Here is a 15,869-nt window from a genome sequence, read left to right on the forward strand (position 1 = left end):
TAATTACAACAAGGTTTTGATAGACTGAAAACAAACTGCTTCGTAATTCACTAACCTCGCCACCTATATCGAGCTGAATTCAACGGTGGCAGCGACACGTTATCCAAAATCTTGGTTCTTTACCGTTACATCGGCAGCGTATCGCTGCTGTACATATTAATATAATAAATTCACTTAACATGTGAAAAAAACAATAACAGGTGATCGTGAATGAAAGAATTGAGTCTGACTATCCGTTTCGAGGGGGGAGATGCCGATGAAGGACGTTTACCAATTTACGATGCCGCCGCAGCGATAACAGGCTTGGCTCGCTCACTGAATATCGTTTCACATTCTTTCGCTAATGAGGAAGAGATAAGGAAGCAAGCCGATCATGCCAACGGAGTCTCGATCCAACTCCAAGCGTCCCAAAAAGGTTGTTTCGAGGAGCAGGTAAATATTAAGTTTGAAGGAAGCGTGTGCGAACGAATAGGGTATAGCGTAATTACTAATCACTATTGGGATTATTTAACTTGGTGCTGGTCAACAGCCGTGGGCGTTGAGTACGAGCCATCAAGTACTTATTTAAAAAAGCTGGTTAATAGCGATAATGCGATAATTTACGAGATCGCCGATGCGCTTGAGTCATCGATGGCCAAATTGCAAAGGCCTATCAAAACTGACTCAAACATGACAATGATTTTGGCACGCCCCAGAATAGGCGACATAATGACACTTGATAGCGATACGCTGCTATATGTGTCGACGTTGAAGGAGGCATCGGAAAGTCAAAATATTACAGGTAATGTCACAAAATTCAGTATTCTTAGTGGGTTTGGCCGACTTTACGATGACGAATTAAAACATACTGTTTCATTTCAAGCAGTAGAAGATCCAAGTCAACGATTGAAATCGCTTCTTGTGAAATCCATGCAACAGAGACTCAAGGGCGAAGGGGGAAAACTTAGCTTTCAGGTCCGAGCAGTCACCAACGCGCAGTCGAAGGTCAAGCGGTACATAGTTCTCGATGTTACCGAGATACATGAGGCCTAACAATGGAATACTGCGTTTATTTCACCAATATCTGCAGACCAATGTCCGATTGGAAAGATTTTTGGCAATGTCTTGGAATTGCGGTAACTATCGCCATCGGACTAATTGGAGTTAAAAAAGTATTTGTTGAGTTAAAGCGTATTAAAGAACAGCGCGAAAAAGAAATTTCTGATCAAAAATCGGCTTTGAAACTAAAAAAAACAGATTTTTTTCTCGATCAGCATCGTAGATTATTTGACAATCCAGAATTGTACGAAATTTTATGCCTTATCGATTCTGACGCGCCACAGTTGGCGGATGAATCCATGTGGGATAAAAAACGAAAATTTTTAACTTTTTTTGAAGAAATTGCTTTCTTAGTACGCTCCGATTACATCGACGCTTCATTAGCATTCTATATGTTTGGCTACTACACGCAACGCGCTCAAACAGGAAAAAATTTCTCGATAGGGATTAATTTGTCTCCTATGTATTGGAAGTTATTTTATGATTTCGTGAACGCCTCAATAATTTTTGATATGAAGAGCGCTGAAGAACGCGTCGATGCGATGTTTGCAAACCGGGATCAAAAGGAATGATGGCTAATTTTCTAGTAAAAGTGCTTCCAAGCATTCGATTCAAAAAAGACTGACTTACCTAAGGTTGTAGCAGCGCCATTTTTTTGCCTATGGGAACAACCATGCGATCACACCCCAAAGAAATCGGCCATCACATTCCCCATCCCCTCAAACATCTTTCAAGTTTGCAAACCCCGTCAAATCCCGCGTAAAATGCGTCCATCGCGGGTGTAGTTCAATGGTAGAACGAAAGCTTCCCAAGCTTTAGACGAGGGTTCGATCCCCTTCACCCGCTCCAGGTCATGACTGGCACCTGCATTTTAGGTGCCGTTTTTATTGTTGAATGTCATCGTTGTTGCTTTAGTATTAGGCTATTCCAGCCATAATTTGGCGCTTGGCACCGCATCCGCCGCCTTACTCATCTATATTTAATCGCCCATCAGCATGTCAGAAAACTTTCCACGCAAACCCCTTTTTTATGATCCAACGGAACGTCGTATACGTAGTTTTGTGACGCGTGCCGGGCGGCTGTCGACTGCGCAGGCGCGGGCGATTGAGGAGTTGGGGCCGCGCTTTTGTGTGCCTTATGACAAGGCGATACTGGATCTGGATAAGACGTTTGAGCGCTCTGCGCCAACGATTTTTGAGATTGGTTTTGGGATGGGGGAAACCAGCGCGAAGATTTCGGCTGGCATGCCGGAGAAGAATTTTATCGGCGTCGAAGTGCACACGCCGGGTGTAGGTAGCTTGTTAAAGCTGATTGGTGAGCAAGCGCTGACTAATCAACGCGTCATTCAGCATGACGCGGTTGAGGTATTGACGCATATGATTGCGCCGAACTCGCTGGCTGGGGCGCATGTATTTTTCCCTGACCCATGGCACAAGGCGCGCCATAATAAACGGCGCCTGATTCAAGGTCCGCTGGTGAGTTTGCTTGCGTCGCGACTGGTTCCGGGCGGCTATTTGCATTGTGCTACTGACTGGGAAGAATATGCGGAGCAAATGCTGGAAGTCTTGAGCGCTGAACCTACGCTGAAAAACACGGCGGAGACTTATGCGCCGCGTCCTGATTATCGTCCTGTGACTAAATTCGAGAATCGCGGCATAAAACTTGGTCATGGCGTGTGGGATGTGGTGTTCATCAAAAACTAATCGATTTGCAGTGATGCTTTGGGTTCTTTTGTTTTCCCATTCGCAGTGGTGATGTAAGTGGTCGCGTCTAAATCATCGATTTCTGCAGTTTAGAGCGCCGCTTAGCTGCTTGCCATAGTTATTATAATGACATTAATACCTCACTCACATTTCACAATCACACACTAAATCGCTCGCAGAGAATTACTTTTTACGCTTTAGCCCAATCCGCCGCCCCTTCTGCGATTACATCAATCGGCGGCGCTTTCTAATCGCATAGCTTCTGCTGTGTGAATGAGAATATATTCCATTCAACGTGCCATTCGGTACAATCCCAAGATGCTCTCCGAATTCGATCTTATTTCTCAATATTTCACCCGTGCGCCTCGCGCCGATGGTCCCATTGCGCTTGGCGTCGGTGACGACTGCGCATTGCTGATGCCGACCGCGGGTATGCAACTGGCTGTGTCGTCAGACATGCTGGTCGCCGGGCGGCATTTTTTTGCTGATGTCGATCCCTACACGCTGGGCCATAAATCGCTGGCGGTAAATCTGTCCGATCTTGCAGCGATGGGCGCGCGACCGCTGGGTTTTACGTTGGCGCTGGCGTTGCCAGAAGCCCGTGCCGAATGGTTAGCGCCGTTTGCTGCCGGTTTGCTGGCGCTGGCGGATGCGCATGCATGTGAGTTGATCGGCGGCGATACGACTAAAGGGCCATTGAATATCTGTATCACGATCTTTGGCGAAACTTTGCCGGGACAGGCGTTGCGCAGAGATGCTGCGCAGGTTGATGATGATATCTGGGTCTCGGGCACGCTGGGTGATGCACGGCTGGCGCTGGCGGGTTACCGCAATGAGTTTTCGGCCGATCTTCACATGACTGGCGACGATCACGCCCGCGCAGCGACGCGGATGCATCAGCCAACACCACGCGTCGCGCTGGGTATGGCGTTGCGCGGCATTGCCCATGCGGCGATCGATATTTCCGATGGCTTGGTGGGCGATCTCGGCCACATTTTGCAACGCTCTGGCGTCGGCGCTACTCTGGCGGTAGATAGCCTGCCGCCCGGCCCGGTTCTTCTGACCCAGGCGCAAGCATTTCAACGCCAATTTACGTTGGCGGGCGGCGATGATTATGAGTTATGTTTTACGGCTGCCGCGCACCAACGGGATGCCGTTCTGGCGGCGGCGCGTAGCGCTGGCACCGAAGTAACCCGGATCGGCTGCATTGAAGCGCTCTCTGGCTTACGTTTTATCGATGCTAATGGCGCATTACTTGATTTACAACTGACTTCCTTTGACCACTTCCGTACAACATGAATCCACAATCAGCAGCGCCGCCGCACAGTCCCGCAAGTAGTTCTGCGGCGCGTCCAACCAAAGTAAAAGCCACTGCCAGATTTATGCTTTCTCATCCGGCCCATTTCATTGCACAGGGTTTTGGTAGCGGTTTGTCGCCGATTATGCCGGGGACTTTTGGGACCTTGTTTGCATGGCTGACGTTTGTGGTGCTCTCTACACGCTGGCCGCAGTACTTCACGCCGTTGAACTGGCTGGTGATTATTGCAGCAGGTTTTGTAGTCGGGATCTGGACTTGTCAACGCACCGGCCGCAATCTTGGTGTGGCCGATCATGGCAGCATGGTATGGGATGAGATTATTGCGTTTTGGCTGGTGTTGGTGGTGGTTACGCCTGCGCCGTTATGGACGCAATTCTGGGCGTTCATTGTGTTTCGCTTCTTTGACATGGTGAAACCGCCGCCGATTGGCTATTTTGATCGACATTTCAAGGGTGGATTCGGCGTCATGTGGGATGACATTCTGGCCGCATTTTATACGCTGCTGGCATTCGCTTTCTGGCGTATTTTTTGGGCCTGAACAAAAAGCAAACTGTTCTCCATTTCGTTACGTCACCGATTGCATCTGTCCGCGACAAGTGGCAGTATGTATTGACCGACTAGATAAAAACAGGAGCACAACAATGGACACCAGCGTGGAAGTGAATCAAATATTGGACCTCGCCGAACAAGTAGGTCGGGCGTTGCAAACCAAAGGCTGGCTGCTGGCAACCGCCGAATCGTGCACGGGCGGCGGTGTTTCTCAAGCGATTACCGATATCGCCGGATCGTCCGAATGGTTCGATTGTGGTTTCGTGACCTATTCCAACGCCTCGAAGACTGAACTATTGGATATTTCAGAGGCATTACTAGCGCAGCATGGCGCTGTCAGCGAAGAAATCGCAGCGGCGATGGCCGAAAGCGCACTTGCCAATAGCGGTGCGCATGTTGCGTTGTCCACCACTGGCATTGCCGGTCCGGGCGGCGCTGTTCCGGGCAAGCCGGTCGGTACGGTCTGTTTTGGCTGGACGCTCGGTCACCAAACCCATACTGAACGCCTGGTGTTTCACGGAGATCGTCACGCAATTCGTGAACAAACGGTCGCGCATTCATTGCAAGGCTTGTTGCGCTTCTTAAAGTAACTAAAAGATAATTTTTGACGTTACCTTTTAAACTGCGGTCAATTTTCTGACCATTTGACAGGGAACTGAGCAGAAAATGAAAGCGGCGCTGACATTCGTTGAGAATGCCAGCGCCGCTTTTTTACTTACTATTGAGATATTAGTTTGAGCGATATTTAACGAGACTCAGACACGAAAGCGATTAATCGCGTCTCGGGTTTCGATTGCTACACGCCGCGCCGCAGCAGCAAAATCCTCGCCAGCAGCCTCATCCGCTTTTGCGTACAAAATTGCCCGTGATGAATTGATCATCATACCGCTGCCGTTGGCTGTTTTGCCTGCATTTACGGTCGCCTGAATATCGCCACCCTGCGCGCCGATGCCAGGCACTAACAAAGGCATGCCGCCAACAATACTGCGCACTTGCGCTAGTTCGTCCGGGAACGTTGCACCGACAACCAAGGCGCATTGACCATTGGTATTCCATTTATCCGCCACCAGGCGGGCAACGTGCTGATATAACGGTTTGCCGTCGACTGTCATGAATTGCAGGTCTGAACCACCCGGATTGGAGGTGCGGCACAGGACTATCGCGCCACGGTCTTTCCATTCCATATACGGTGCGACTGAATCCCATCCCATATAGGGGCTGAGCGTGACGGCGTCTGCGCCATAGCGTTCGTAGGCTTCGCGGGCGTATTGCTCGGCGGTTGCACCGATATCGCCGCGCTTGGCGTCCAGCACGATAGGAATAGTCGGATGCGCGCTACGGATATAGTCGCAAATTGCTTCCAGTTGATCTTCAGCACGCAATGCAGAGAAATAGGCGATTTGCGGCTTGAATGCACAAGCGGTATCGGCGGTTGCGTCAATAATTGCTTTACAGAAAGCAAAAATCGCATCCGGCTGATGTTGCAAATGCGATGGTATTTTATTAACATCCGGATCCAGGCCGACGCAAAGTAGCGAATTATTGGCGGTCCAGGCTGCGGATAATTTATCGATGAAAGTCACGGTATAACCCTAATAATACGAACGTCGACATTGTAACTTGTTGCGCCCTTTGCTAGCAGTAGTTAGCTCTATCATTGCGACGACTGTCGATATAACAGCATTTGGGCATGAACGCCCCGATTCGCCATATCAACGCTAACTTCAGGCTACAACCGGTCTACGATATATATTTACGCTTTATTAACGCTTGAGCACTGACCAATAGTTTGCTAACGTGCAGCAAAGGCCTTTCCGCCAATTTACTCTCCAAAGGAAGTTGTTATGCATAAAACTGTTAAGTGGCTGGCGATAGTCGCCATCGCGGCATTACTCAGCGCGTGTGGTTATAACGATTTCCAGACTAAAGATGAGGCCGTGAAAGCTGCCTGGGGCGAGGTGGTGAATCAATATCAGGGCCGGGCCGATCTGGTACCGAAAATTGCGCAAATCGTGAAAGCCTATGCAACCCATGAAGAAGCTACTTTTGAAGCCGTCACCAAGGCGCGCTCGGCAGCGACAAGTTTTCAGATAACGCCGGAGGTGCTCAACGATCCGGCTGCGCTGGAAAAATTTCAGCAAGTTCAGGGGCAATTATCTTCCGCGTTGTCGCGCTTGATGGCGGTTTCTGAAAACTATCCGCAGTTGAAGGCTGACGGGCTTTATCGCGATGCGCAGTCGCAATTAGAAGGCATCGAAAATCGCATCAAAGTCGCACGTAATCGTTATATCGTCGCGGTGCAAGAGTACAACGTCTTGGCGCGCAGTTTTCCAACGAATCTGACGGCGAAAGCGATGGGTTATTCGGTACGACCATCGTTCACGGTCGATAACGAAAAAGCGATTTCGACTTCGCCCGATGTTGATTTTGGCGGTAAAAAATAATGTCACCGTCGGTAACGTCGACCAGCGCTTGCCATAACCGGACACTGCGCTCGCCGCTTTTGCATCTGTTCGTCATGCTGGGGTTGATCCTTTTCACATTGATGGGAACGGCGGCCAACGCTCAGACGGGTAAGCTGGTGGCAGTGCCACCGTTACAAGGGCACGTTACCGATCAAATTGGCATGTTGCAGGCCGCGCAGCGCGCTACGCTGGAGGCGACGCTGAGCGATTACGAGGCACGCACAGGCAGCCAGATCGCGGTGCTGCTGATGAGTTCCACGGCACCCGAGGCCATCCAGGATTACAGCATACGGGTCGCCGATGCGTGGAAGCTGGGCCGCAAAGGTCTCGATGATGGCGTGATTCTGATCGTCGCGAAAGACAATCCAAACGACTTGCGGCGCTTGCGCATTGAGTCGGGACGCGGCGTGCAAGGCGTATTAACCGATGCGCAGTCAAAGCGGGTATTGCAAGACGTGATTGCGCCCTACTTTCAAAAAGGTGATTTTTATGCCGGTTTGACGGCTGGCGTGACGGCGCTGACAACGATTCTGGATCAGCAGTCTTTGCCGCCAGCAGCACAAAAGCAAGCGCAGCAACAAGAAGCCGGATCGAGTATCTTTGCCGCGATTGCGCCTTTGCTATTCATCGGATTTATAGTCTTGATAACGCTGCTTTCACGTAGAGGTGGCGGCAGCGGGCGCTCAGGAAACACGCTGAACAGCAACGTTTGGGGGAATGCGGCGGGCGTGATTATCGGCAGCGTATTAAGTCAAGGCGGCCGTGGCGGCGGAGGTGGTTTTAGTGGCGGTTTTGGTGGCGGCAGTAGCGGCGGCGGTTTCAGTGGTGGTGGGGGTGGTTTTGATGGCGGCGGCGCCTCGGGGAATTGGTAATGAAAAAGACCATCACGCGTCTGTATCGACATTTGATCACTACCAAGCATACTGTGCGGCAGGCATTTCCTGCCTCAACGCTGAAAGCCGTTCAAGCCAAAATTGCGGAAGGTGAGCATATGCATAGAGCTGAGGCCAGAATGATCGTGGAGGCGTCGTTGAATCTGCAAGCAGTGCTGAACGGCGTCACATCCCGACAACGCGCGCATGAGCTTTTTGCGCATTACCGGATGTGGGATACCGAAGAAAATGTCGGCGTCCTGCTGTACGTCAACTTTGCCGACCATAAAGTTGAGATCATCACAGACCGGGCAGTTGGCCGTGCCATACCGTCCACCGATTGGCTAGCCGTATGTCAGACTATGACGCAAGAATTTGCGAATGGGTCGTTTCATGAAAGTACGCTGGCGGCGATCGAGCAAATGAATCATTTGCTGACCGCACATTTTCCGGATAAAGACGGCAAGCACAATGAAATATCGGATCGGCCGTTGATGCTGTGAGATGCGCTTTCGTAAGCGCTCACACTAGACATTTGTGGCAACCGACCGTATTAACCATTTACATTAACCATTTACATTAACCATTCACATTAACCATTCTCATAAACCCATTGCAATAAAGCATCCTGCACGCCCTGCCCGCGCGCGGCATTGGCATGATTGATCAAACACACGACAACGTAATATTTTCCCGAGGCCGCCAGCACATAGCCGGCAATTGCGCGCACATCGTTGAGCGTCCCGGTTTTTATATGCGCCTGCCCCGTGATCCCCTGCCCCTTCAAACGATTGCGCATGGTGCCGTCAAACCCCACCAACGGCATCGATGACATGAATTCCGGCATCGTCGGCGATTGATAGGCGGACGCCAGAATGCGTCCCATCGTACGGGCCGAGATGCGCTCATTACGCGACAAACCCGAACCGTTTTCGATCACCAGATCGCTGGCGTCTATGCCCTTGTTGGCAAGCCAGCTTTGGATGGCGCGGGCACCTCGTTCTGGCGTCGCGGGAAGTTTCAGGATATCGGCGGCAATCGTCAGCAAAGTCTGACGTGCCATCACGTTATTGCTGTATTTATTGATGTCGCGGATTACCTCGGGCAGCGTGACTGAACTCCATTCGGCAATAAAGCGCGTGCCCACCGGGACGACCCCAGACTTGACGGTACCGCTCAACGTACCGCCAAGATCGGTCCACATTTGCCGGAATACGTTGCCAAAATACTGCGAGGAACTCATTTTGTAGGGATTCACGTACCAGATTTTTTCCCCGCAAGATGCAGGCAGCGTGCCGTTAAAACTAGCGCCGTTTTCATCAAATGTTGCCTGCAACTTCCCCTGCCAATCGCCACAAGCGCCCTTGGCGGAACGCGGAGGAATGACGGTATAACCGGCCATCGGCGGATCGACTACGACACGGATCAGGCCAGTCGCGTCATCGGGCACAAATTGGAAAGTCAGCGTTTTGTAATTCAGCAACAAAGCATCAGGACCGGCGTTGTATGGCTTTAGAGGGTCGCCGTCAAACGCCGCAGGGTCATAGGCATTTTCGTCAAACATACTGCGATCAAGGACCACGTTGCCGCGGATATCGCGTATACCTTTAGCACGAATCTGGCGTAAAAATAGCCAGAAATTCTCTAATACCAATTTTGGGTCGCCGCCGCCTTTAAAGATCAAATTCCCTTGCAACGTCGTACCAACTTGTCGGCCATCCGTATAGGCGGTGGTCTTCCAGCTATAGGTTGGGCCCAACAATTCTAGCGCGGCGTCTGTCGTGACGAGCTTCATGGTCGAGGCGGGATTAAAAGGTGTACTGATGCTGTTGGCGGCGACAACTTTGCCTCCGGCTGAGGCTTCTTGCACATATATACCGACGTTTTGCGCAGGAATAGCCGCTTCTTGTAGCGCTGCAGTCACCGCTAAAGGCAACGTCGGCGACGAGGATGACATCAATTCTTGCGCGTGACTAATCGAATACGGGGAGAAAAAGGCAGCGCTAACAAGGAGCGCACGCATCACGGCAGATTGGAATTTGTTCGGCATGGGCATCAGGTAGAAAGAAAATCGTGAGGGATTATCCCACGTGATCAATCTAAGCCCAGAATGCGACTTATTAAACGGAACGGAAAGACGATTATTTTGAAAGCGTCAAGGCGCAAGGACGGAAAGTCCGCCTTTGGTAGAAAGCATGGTCGACAGGCCTATGAGCAATGACGTATGCTTGCAATTCCAGCTGACAGGCAGCGAATGCCGAACAAATTGCACGTCAAATCAATACCGAGATGGCTTGAAGCAAAAACATTGCCAGTAATGCGCCAGCCGCCAGGCCCACCGTGCATAGACCACCATGAACTACTTTGGAATGCACCGGCACTTCGGAAAAGAGTACTAATCCACACAGCGCCATAGGGACGAAAAAAATCAAGTTCGTGACGATTAAATGTTGCATGGCTGTCTCCGTCTTTTTGATTTATATTTTAAGTATAGTTAACGATAAGCAAGACGCAAGGTTAGATTACCTTTGTATAAGGTTGAGGCCGAATTAGAAGACGAATAAAAAGATAATTAACAGGACTACTTTTAATCCGCGGTGTTGCTGAAAATGAAATACTTGCAGGCATTTATAAATTTACTAAAAACAACACAAAATCACGGACATAGACGTTCAGATGCTTTCCCATGCCGTGCTGCACAATTTTTCTTGACCGCCGTTTGCGTCAGTATTAACATCCGCTTGTTTTCATTTTATGGAGCCCCATTCATGGGCACTTGTTCGAGTGACAGTTGTTGCCAGATCCGCTCTGGCCACGTCTCGGCAAGATAACGCAGGCTTCTTCCCCTGCCGTCATCTCGCCGTTGGCGAATGATGGTATCCCAATGATCAACGTTGCCAAATAGCTGGTTAATCAAGCTATTTAGACCGTGCTGATCACAGATTTCCACCTAAATATTGCTGTAAGACTGCATTAGCGCTGCTGCATAACATTTACGTGCAGCAACAAAAAATGGCTGTTTTGAACCACGAGAGTATTATCCCTTGGTCATTAGACGGCTATTGCAATCTTGCATGGACTATTTAAACAAAGGATGACGACGCACTCGTCTATGCCATGCATAGCAGGCGTCGAAATCCCTTGTTCTGTCATTAAAACATCACTGCCCGGATTTTCAGTTTGCAGCCTTGCGTCTTAAGGCTTTTGTCTTTATTACACATGTCTGTCATCCACATCAATGACAGGCCGTTAAACCTGGCAGTTAGTCCAGTTAAGGGAATCCCTAAAATCTTCGTCTGAGCAAAAGGCTGGCCAGACAACGATGGAATACAGGCACGCAGAATAAGGCGCGCATCGATCCTCCATCATTGACTGGCGATATAGAGATTTTAGCGATGACCTTCCGGCATCTTGATTGAACGTGCTACGACTTTCAGGATGCAGGATTGCATTAGCAGATCAGGTCAGCGGCAGCCGAAATATATAGAAAAAAGAATAACATCATGAATCTGAATCTCTTGAAAGATACCTTCGTCAGGTTTGTCCACGCCCATGGCATGGATCGGCATTTTCGCCGTTTTGGTGGCGATATGTTTAGCAGCACACCTACGCCAAATGAAGTGCCCGCAACGCTCGCGCAGCATTTGCTGAAGGCGGCGCAGATTGAGCTGCCGGAATTGCTTGAGCAATTACATAGTCGGAGCGACGGCCTGACCGATGCCGAAGCAGATGCGATTCGGCTGGTAGTCGGCCCGAATGAGGTCGAGCACGAAAAGCCGCTGCCCTGGTGGGCGCATTTGTGGCAATGCTACAAGAATCCGTTTAATTTACTGCTGACCGTGCTGGCCGCCGTGTCGTTTGCGACCGAAGACATGAAAGCCACGGTCGTCATCAGCACGATGGTTGTGCTATCGACGCTGATGCGCTTCGTGCAGGAATCGCGCTCTAACAATGCGGCCGACAAACTCAAGGAAATGGTCAGTAATACCGCGACGGTTCTGCGTCACGATCTGACTGCGGATATTGCGGATGAGGCGTTGCGCTATTTTGACGTTACGCTGCATCCCAAAGGCGCGCGACGGATTGAACTGGCGATTAAAAAACTAGTCCCCGGCGATATCGTGCAACTCTCTGCTGGCGACATGATCCCGGCCGATTTGCGCTTGTTGACCGCCAAAGACTTGTTTATCAGTCAGGCCGCAATGACCGGCGAATCCCTGCCGGTTGAAAAATTTATCGTGCATCGCGGCGAGGATGTCGGCAATCCGCTGGAGCTGGATAATCTGTGCTTCATGGGCACCAACGTTATCAGCGGATCGGCCACCGCGATTGTTGTCACCACTGGCAATCAAACCTATTTCGGTGCACTAGCCGAACGTGTCACCGCGACCGACCGCACGCCGACAGCGTTTCAGTTGGGCGTAAATAAAGTCAGCTGGCTATTGATCCGTTTCATGATGGTCATGACGCCGATCGTATTTTTTCTGAATGGTTTTACCAAGGGCGATTGGGTTGAGGCCTTTTTATTCGGTCTCTCCGTAGCAGTCGGCCTGACGCCGGAAATGCTGCCGATGATTGTCACTTCGACGCTGGCTAAGGGTGCGGTTGCCTTGTCACGTAAAAAAGTGATCGTTAAACGCCTGGATGCGATTCAAAATTTTGGCGCAATGGACGTGCTGTGCACCGACAAAACCGGCACGCTGACACAGGACAAAATTTTTCTTGAGCGTCATACCGATATTCTCGGTAAGCCAGATGATCTAGTGCTGGAATACGCTTATCTGAACAGCCACTATCAAACCGGTCTGAAAAATCTGCTGGATGTGGCCGTCCTTGACCACGCAGAACTCCAACGTGAAATGGCCTTGGCCTCGGCCTATCGCAAGGTCGATGAAATTCCATTCGATTTTCAGCGTCGCCGCATGTCGGTCGTGGTCAGCGAGCGTGAGGATCATCATGAATTGATCTGCAAAGGCGCGGTTGAGGAAATCGTTTCTGTCTGCACGCATGCCCGTCACAATGGCACTGTCGTGCCATTCACTGCCGAGCTGCTCAAAGAAATTCACGAGACCACCGCCAGCCTGAATGCGGAAGGTTTACGGGTGGTTGCGGTTGCGGCCAAAGATTTGCCGCCGACCAAGGAAGTGTATGGCGTTGCCGATGAGTCGGATCTGGTCTTGATTGGTTATATTGCCTTCCTCGATCCACCGAAAGAATCGACTAAACCAGCGCTGGATGCACTGAAAAAACATGGCGTTACCGTCAAAATTTTGACCGGCGATAACCAACTGGTCACCGCCAAAATCTGTCGTCAGGTCGGATTGACTGTCGATGGCATGCTGCTAGGTTCCGATGTCGAGAATATGAGCGACGCGGACCTCGCCATTGCGGTTGAAAAAACCACGGTATTTGCCAAGCTCAGCCCGGATCATAAAGAACGCATCGTCCGCAGGCTGCATGACAATGGTCACGTAGTCGGGTTCATGGGCGATGGCATTAACGATGCCCCGGCGTTACGCGCAGCAGACATCGGTATTTCGGTCGATACAGCGGTCGATATCGCTAAAGAAGCCGCCGATATCATCCTGCTGGAAAAAAGTTTGATGGTGCTGGAAGAAGGCGTTTTAGAAGGTCGCAAGACGTTCGCAAACATGCTGAAGTACATCAAAATGACGGCCAGCTCGAATTTTGGGAATGTCTTTTCTGTACTGGTTGCCAGTGCCTTCCTGCCGTTCCTGCCGATGCTGCCCTTGCATCTGCTCGTACAAAATCTGCTTTACGATATTTCTCAAATCACGATTCCGTTCGACAACGTGGATAAGGAATTTTTAGAAAAACCGCAGCGTTGGGATCCTAAGGAAATCGGTCGTTTTATGATCTTTTTCGGGCCGATCAGCTCGATCTTCGATATCGCGACATTTGCGTTGCTGTGGTACATCTTTGGGGCCAATACGAACGAACATCAAACGCTGTTTCAGTCAGGTTGGTTCATCGAAGGCTTGCTATCGCAAACCCTGATTGTGCATATGATTCGGACCAGAAAAATACCGTTCTTCCAAAGCCGTGCTTCGTGGGCGCTGATGAGCATGACCGTCATCATTATGGCGATAGGGATTTTACTGCCGATGTCGCCGCTAGCGCATTACTTCAAGCTGCAAGCGCTGCCACTGAGCTATTTCCCTTGGTTGTTGCTGATTTTGGGCGCGTATGCAGTGCTGACGCAGATGATGAAGGGTTGGTATGCGAAGCGGTATGGCTGGCAGTAAAGCCTCTGCGTAAAACAAGATGTAGCGCACAAAAACGGACAGCCTCGGCTGTCCGTTTTTTTTGGAAAAGTATTCATATGAACCGGCCTGAAAATGGCCGTTAATCATAATGAGACAAAGGTTGAACCAGCAGAAAACGCCTGACTTTTAGCCTGACGTTTATTCAGATCAGGAAATCAAACCCGCCGCGATATTGATCGATAGCCCCAAAATCGCCGAATTAAACAAAAATGTCAGCACCGACTGAACCAGCACTACTTTGCGCATTGAGCGGGTCATCACGCTGACATCTGAAGTCTGTACCGCAACCGCCAACGTGAACGAGAAATACAGAAAATCCCAGTAATCCGGATTCTTTTCCTCATCAGGAAAACGCAACGGCAGCTTATCCTCATCCGCGCTGTAAAACAGCCGGGCGTAATGCAACGTGAACATGGTTGCGACTAAAAACCATGAGCCGAGCACGGTCAGTCCGGTGAATAAATAGCGAACTTCTTTCGGGCCCGGCAAAAAATCCTTCGCCTGAGACAACCCAAAAACGACCGCGACGATGCTTGAACTCGCGGCGATGCAAATCAACACCAAAATCGTGGTGTCGTTCTCATCCTCGATGGCGGCGCGGCATTTTACTTGCTCCGATCCTGCCCGCACCATCATCCACCAGACGGTAATCAGATAACCCCAAACCCCGGCATTCCAGCTAATTAACCCACGCGTAATCGGCGATCCGTGCGGCTGTAAGGCCCAAATGACGATGCCGAAGATGAAAGCGATGACCAGACGCGGATGGGTATGGAAAAGCAGATTTTTAAGACTATAAAAAAAACGTAAGCTCATGCTGAGACCTTAAAAAATGGAGATTTCACACTTTTGCAAAGGAGTTAATCCGACAATCATTGCATCGGTTGGCAATTGTAGCGGCTTGGCTGCGGGTACGCTCTTGAGTTTTGAGCAGCTCATATAGATATAAAACAACTGCAACGTAGTTGTCATTAATCAATTAAGAGATCGGACGTTCATTCCGCGTTGGCTAAAAGTGTCACCGCCAAGGGCAATTCGGCATTGTAGGAAAATAAAAAGAAAAGTAAAAAATATCCACTCTTGAAAAATCAACTAACCACCCCTATACTTAGCACTCGTTAGGTGAGAGTGCTAACAATCTCCCTGGCCTAGTCACTTTTTCTGTGCGGCGCATCGTAAAAGCCAAACTAATCGGTGCAGTCTTGTTTGCTGCGATGTTGCTGCAAAAATCATAACTTGTTGAATTTGAAGGAGTCACACATGAATCTTCGTCCTTTGCATGATCGCGTCATCGTTAAACGTCTCGACATCGAAACTAAAACCGCATCAGGTATCGTTCTGCCAGAGGCAGCAGCTGAAAAACCGGATCAAGGTGAAGTTCTGGCCATCGGTAACGGCAAAATTTTGGAAGACGGCAAAGTACGTCCATTGGCAGTTAAAGTCGGCGATCGCGTTTTGTTCGGCAAATATGCTGGTCAAGTTGTGAAGATCGAAGGCGAAGAACTGCTGGTAATGCGCGAAGAAGATTTGTTCGCCGTCGTCGAAAGCAAGTAATTCATTGTGCATTGTGTAGGCAGGTTGAAGCGATTCGGCAAGATGCGATAGCGCGTTTAACCAAGTTTTAAGCTGATCTACAC

15 protein-coding genes and 1 tRNA gene are annotated in these 15,869 nt (G+C 50.0%); 12 read left to right on the forward strand and 4 right to left on the reverse strand.

Annotation, left to right across the window (positions count from 1 at the left end):
• Positions 1–210: 210 nt before the first annotated feature.
• The 7 genes from C7W93_RS14775 (at position 211) to C7W93_RS14805 (ending at position 5,198) form a co-directional block, all read left to right on the forward strand.
• Positions 211–1,032: a hypothetical protein gene (locus C7W93_RS14775; protein WP_108440951.1), complete on the forward strand. Its 822-nt coding sequence runs from the start codon at positions 211–213 to the stop codon at positions 1,030–1,032.
• A 41-nt stretch (positions 1,033–1,073) separates the two neighbouring features.
• Positions 1,074–1,610: a hypothetical protein gene (locus C7W93_RS14780; RefSeq protein ID WP_201747267.1), complete on the forward strand. Its 537-nt coding sequence runs from the start codon at positions 1,074–1,076 to the stop codon at positions 1,608–1,610.
• A gap of 203 nt (positions 1,611–1,813) precedes the next feature.
• Positions 1,814–1,887 (forward strand) — tRNA-Gly (locus C7W93_RS14785).
• Positions 1,888–2,033: 146 nt separating this feature from the next.
• On the forward strand, positions 2,034–2,741 hold the full coding sequence (trmB, locus tag C7W93_RS14790; protein ID WP_108440953.1) for a tRNA (guanosine(46)-N7)-methyltransferase TrmB: 708 nt from the start codon (positions 2,034–2,036) through the stop codon (positions 2,739–2,741).
• A gap of 318 nt (positions 2,742–3,059) precedes the next feature.
• The gene (thiL, locus tag C7W93_RS14795) at positions 3,060–4,040 is read left to right on the forward strand and encodes a thiamine-phosphate kinase (RefSeq protein WP_108440954.1); all 981 of its coding nucleotides are present in this window, start codon (positions 3,060–3,062) and stop codon (positions 4,038–4,040) included.
• Positions 4,041–4,123: 83 nt separating this feature from the next.
• Positions 4,124–4,597: a phosphatidylglycerophosphatase A gene (locus C7W93_RS14800; RefSeq protein ID WP_225869962.1), complete on the forward strand. Its 474-nt coding sequence runs from the start codon at positions 4,124–4,126 to the stop codon at positions 4,595–4,597.
• 103 nt (positions 4,598–4,700) lie between these two features.
• Positions 4,701–5,198 (forward strand): CinA family protein, encoded by a 498-nt coding sequence (locus C7W93_RS14805; protein WP_370446464.1) that lies wholly within the window; start codon positions 4,701–4,703, stop codon positions 5,196–5,198.
• 165 nt (positions 5,199–5,363) lie between these two features.
• Here the strand turns inward: C7W93_RS14805 and pyrF are convergent, their stop codons facing one another.
• Positions 5,364–6,191 (reverse strand): orotidine-5'-phosphate decarboxylase, encoded by an 828-nt coding sequence (gene pyrF, locus C7W93_RS14810; protein WP_108440956.1) that lies wholly within the window; start codon positions 6,189–6,191, stop codon positions 5,364–5,366.
• Positions 6,192–6,452: 261 nt separating this feature from the next.
• Here pyrF and C7W93_RS14815 point away from each other — a divergent pair, with 261 nt between their 5' ends.
• The 3 genes from C7W93_RS14815 to C7W93_RS14825 all read left to right on the forward strand — a co-directional run bounded on the left by C7W93_RS14815 (position 6,453) and on the right by C7W93_RS14825 (position 8,448).
• Positions 6,453–7,052 carry a LemA family protein gene (locus C7W93_RS14815; protein ID WP_108440957.1) on the forward strand — a complete coding sequence of 200 codons (600 nt, stop codon included), beginning with the start codon at positions 6,453–6,455 and terminating at the stop codon, positions 7,050–7,052.
• A gap of 74 nt (positions 7,053–7,126) precedes the next feature.
• Positions 7,127–7,945, forward strand: a complete 819-nt coding sequence (locus C7W93_RS14820) for a YgcG family protein (protein WP_108442138.1) — start codon at positions 7,127–7,129, stop codon at positions 7,943–7,945.
• Positions 7,945–8,448, forward strand: a complete 504-nt coding sequence (locus C7W93_RS14825; RefSeq protein ID WP_108440958.1) for a TPM domain-containing protein — start codon at positions 7,945–7,947, stop codon at positions 8,446–8,448. The genes C7W93_RS14820 and C7W93_RS14825 overlap by 1 nt, the downstream gene beginning before the upstream one ends.
• Before the next feature lie 89 nt (positions 8,449–8,537).
• Here the strand turns inward: C7W93_RS14825 and dacB are convergent, their stop codons facing one another.
• The gene (gene dacB / locus C7W93_RS14830; RefSeq protein WP_225869895.1) at positions 8,538–9,995 is read right to left on the reverse strand and encodes a D-alanyl-D-alanine carboxypeptidase/D-alanyl-D-alanine-endopeptidase; all 1,458 of its coding nucleotides are present in this window, start codon (positions 9,993–9,995) and stop codon (positions 8,538–8,540) included.
• A 223-nt stretch (positions 9,996–10,218) separates the two neighbouring features.
• Positions 10,219–10,401, reverse strand: coding sequence for a hypothetical protein (locus C7W93_RS14835; RefSeq protein WP_108440959.1), 183 nt, complete (start codon positions 10,399–10,401; stop codon positions 10,219–10,221).
• Between the two features lie 1,047 nt (positions 10,402–11,448).
• Between C7W93_RS14835 and mgtA the strand changes: the two genes are divergently transcribed.
• A complete protein-coding gene (gene mgtA, locus C7W93_RS14840; protein ID WP_108440960.1) occupies positions 11,449–14,211 on the forward strand; it encodes a magnesium-translocating P-type ATPase in 2,763 nt (920 codons plus the stop codon).
• A 168-nt stretch (positions 14,212–14,379) separates the two neighbouring features.
• Here the strand turns inward: mgtA and C7W93_RS14845 are convergent, their stop codons facing one another.
• Positions 14,380–15,048: a DUF1345 domain-containing protein gene (locus tag C7W93_RS14845; protein ID WP_108440961.1), complete on the reverse strand. Its 669-nt coding sequence runs from the start codon at positions 15,046–15,048 to the stop codon at positions 14,380–14,382.
• 444 nt (positions 15,049–15,492) lie between these two features.
• Here C7W93_RS14845 and groES point away from each other — a divergent pair, with 444 nt between their 5' ends.
• Entirely contained in the window at positions 15,493–15,786 is a 294-nt protein-coding gene (gene groES, locus C7W93_RS14850; protein WP_108440962.1) for a co-chaperone GroES, read from the forward strand.
• The last annotated feature ends 83 nt before the right edge of the window (positions 15,787–15,869 follow it).

The organism is Glaciimonas sp. PCH181 (genome assembly GCF_003056055.1).
Lineage (GTDB): Bacteria > Pseudomonadota > Gammaproteobacteria > Burkholderiales > Burkholderiaceae_D > Glaciimonas.

Bases quoted from the DNA above. Each gene is read 5' to 3' on its own strand.
- C7W93_RS14775 (WP_108440951.1), top strand. From the start codon at position 211: ATGAAAGAATTGAGTCTGACTATCCGTTTCGAGGGGGGAGATGCCGAT.
- C7W93_RS14780 (WP_201747267.1), top strand. From the start codon at position 1,074: ATGTCCGATTGGAAAGATTTTTGGCAATGTCTTGGAATTGCGGTAACT.
- trmB (WP_108440953.1), top strand. From the start codon at position 2,034: ATGTCAGAAAACTTTCCACGCAAACCCCTTTTTTATGATCCAACGGAA.
- thiL (WP_108440954.1), top strand. From the start codon at position 3,060: ATGCTCTCCGAATTCGATCTTATTTCTCAATATTTCACCCGTGCGCCT.
- C7W93_RS14800 (WP_225869962.1), top strand. From the start codon at position 4,124: ATGCTTTCTCATCCGGCCCATTTCATTGCACAGGGTTTTGGTAGCGGT.
- C7W93_RS14805 (WP_370446464.1), top strand. From the start codon at position 4,701: ATGGACACCAGCGTGGAAGTGAATCAAATATTGGACCTCGCCGAACAA.
- C7W93_RS14815 (WP_108440957.1), top strand. From the start codon at position 6,453: ATGCATAAAACTGTTAAGTGGCTGGCGATAGTCGCCATCGCGGCATTA.
- C7W93_RS14820 (WP_108442138.1), top strand. From the start codon at position 7,127: ATGCTGGGGTTGATCCTTTTCACATTGATGGGAACGGCGGCCAACGCT.
- C7W93_RS14825 (WP_108440958.1), top strand. From the start codon at position 7,945: ATGAAAAAGACCATCACGCGTCTGTATCGACATTTGATCACTACCAAG.
- dacB (WP_225869895.1), bottom strand. From the start codon at position 9,995: ATGCCGAACAAATTCCAATCTGCCGTGATGCGTGCGCTCCTTGTTAGC.
- C7W93_RS14835 (WP_108440959.1), bottom strand. From the start codon at position 10,401: ATGCAACATTTAATCGTCACGAACTTGATTTTTTTCGTCCCTATGGCG.
- mgtA (WP_108440960.1), top strand. From the start codon at position 11,449: ATGAATCTGAATCTCTTGAAAGATACCTTCGTCAGGTTTGTCCACGCC.
- C7W93_RS14845 (WP_108440961.1), bottom strand. From the start codon at position 15,048: ATGAGCTTACGTTTTTTTTATAGTCTTAAAAATCTGCTTTTCCATACC.
- groES (WP_108440962.1), top strand. From the start codon at position 15,493: ATGAATCTTCGTCCTTTGCATGATCGCGTCATCGTTAAACGTCTCGAC.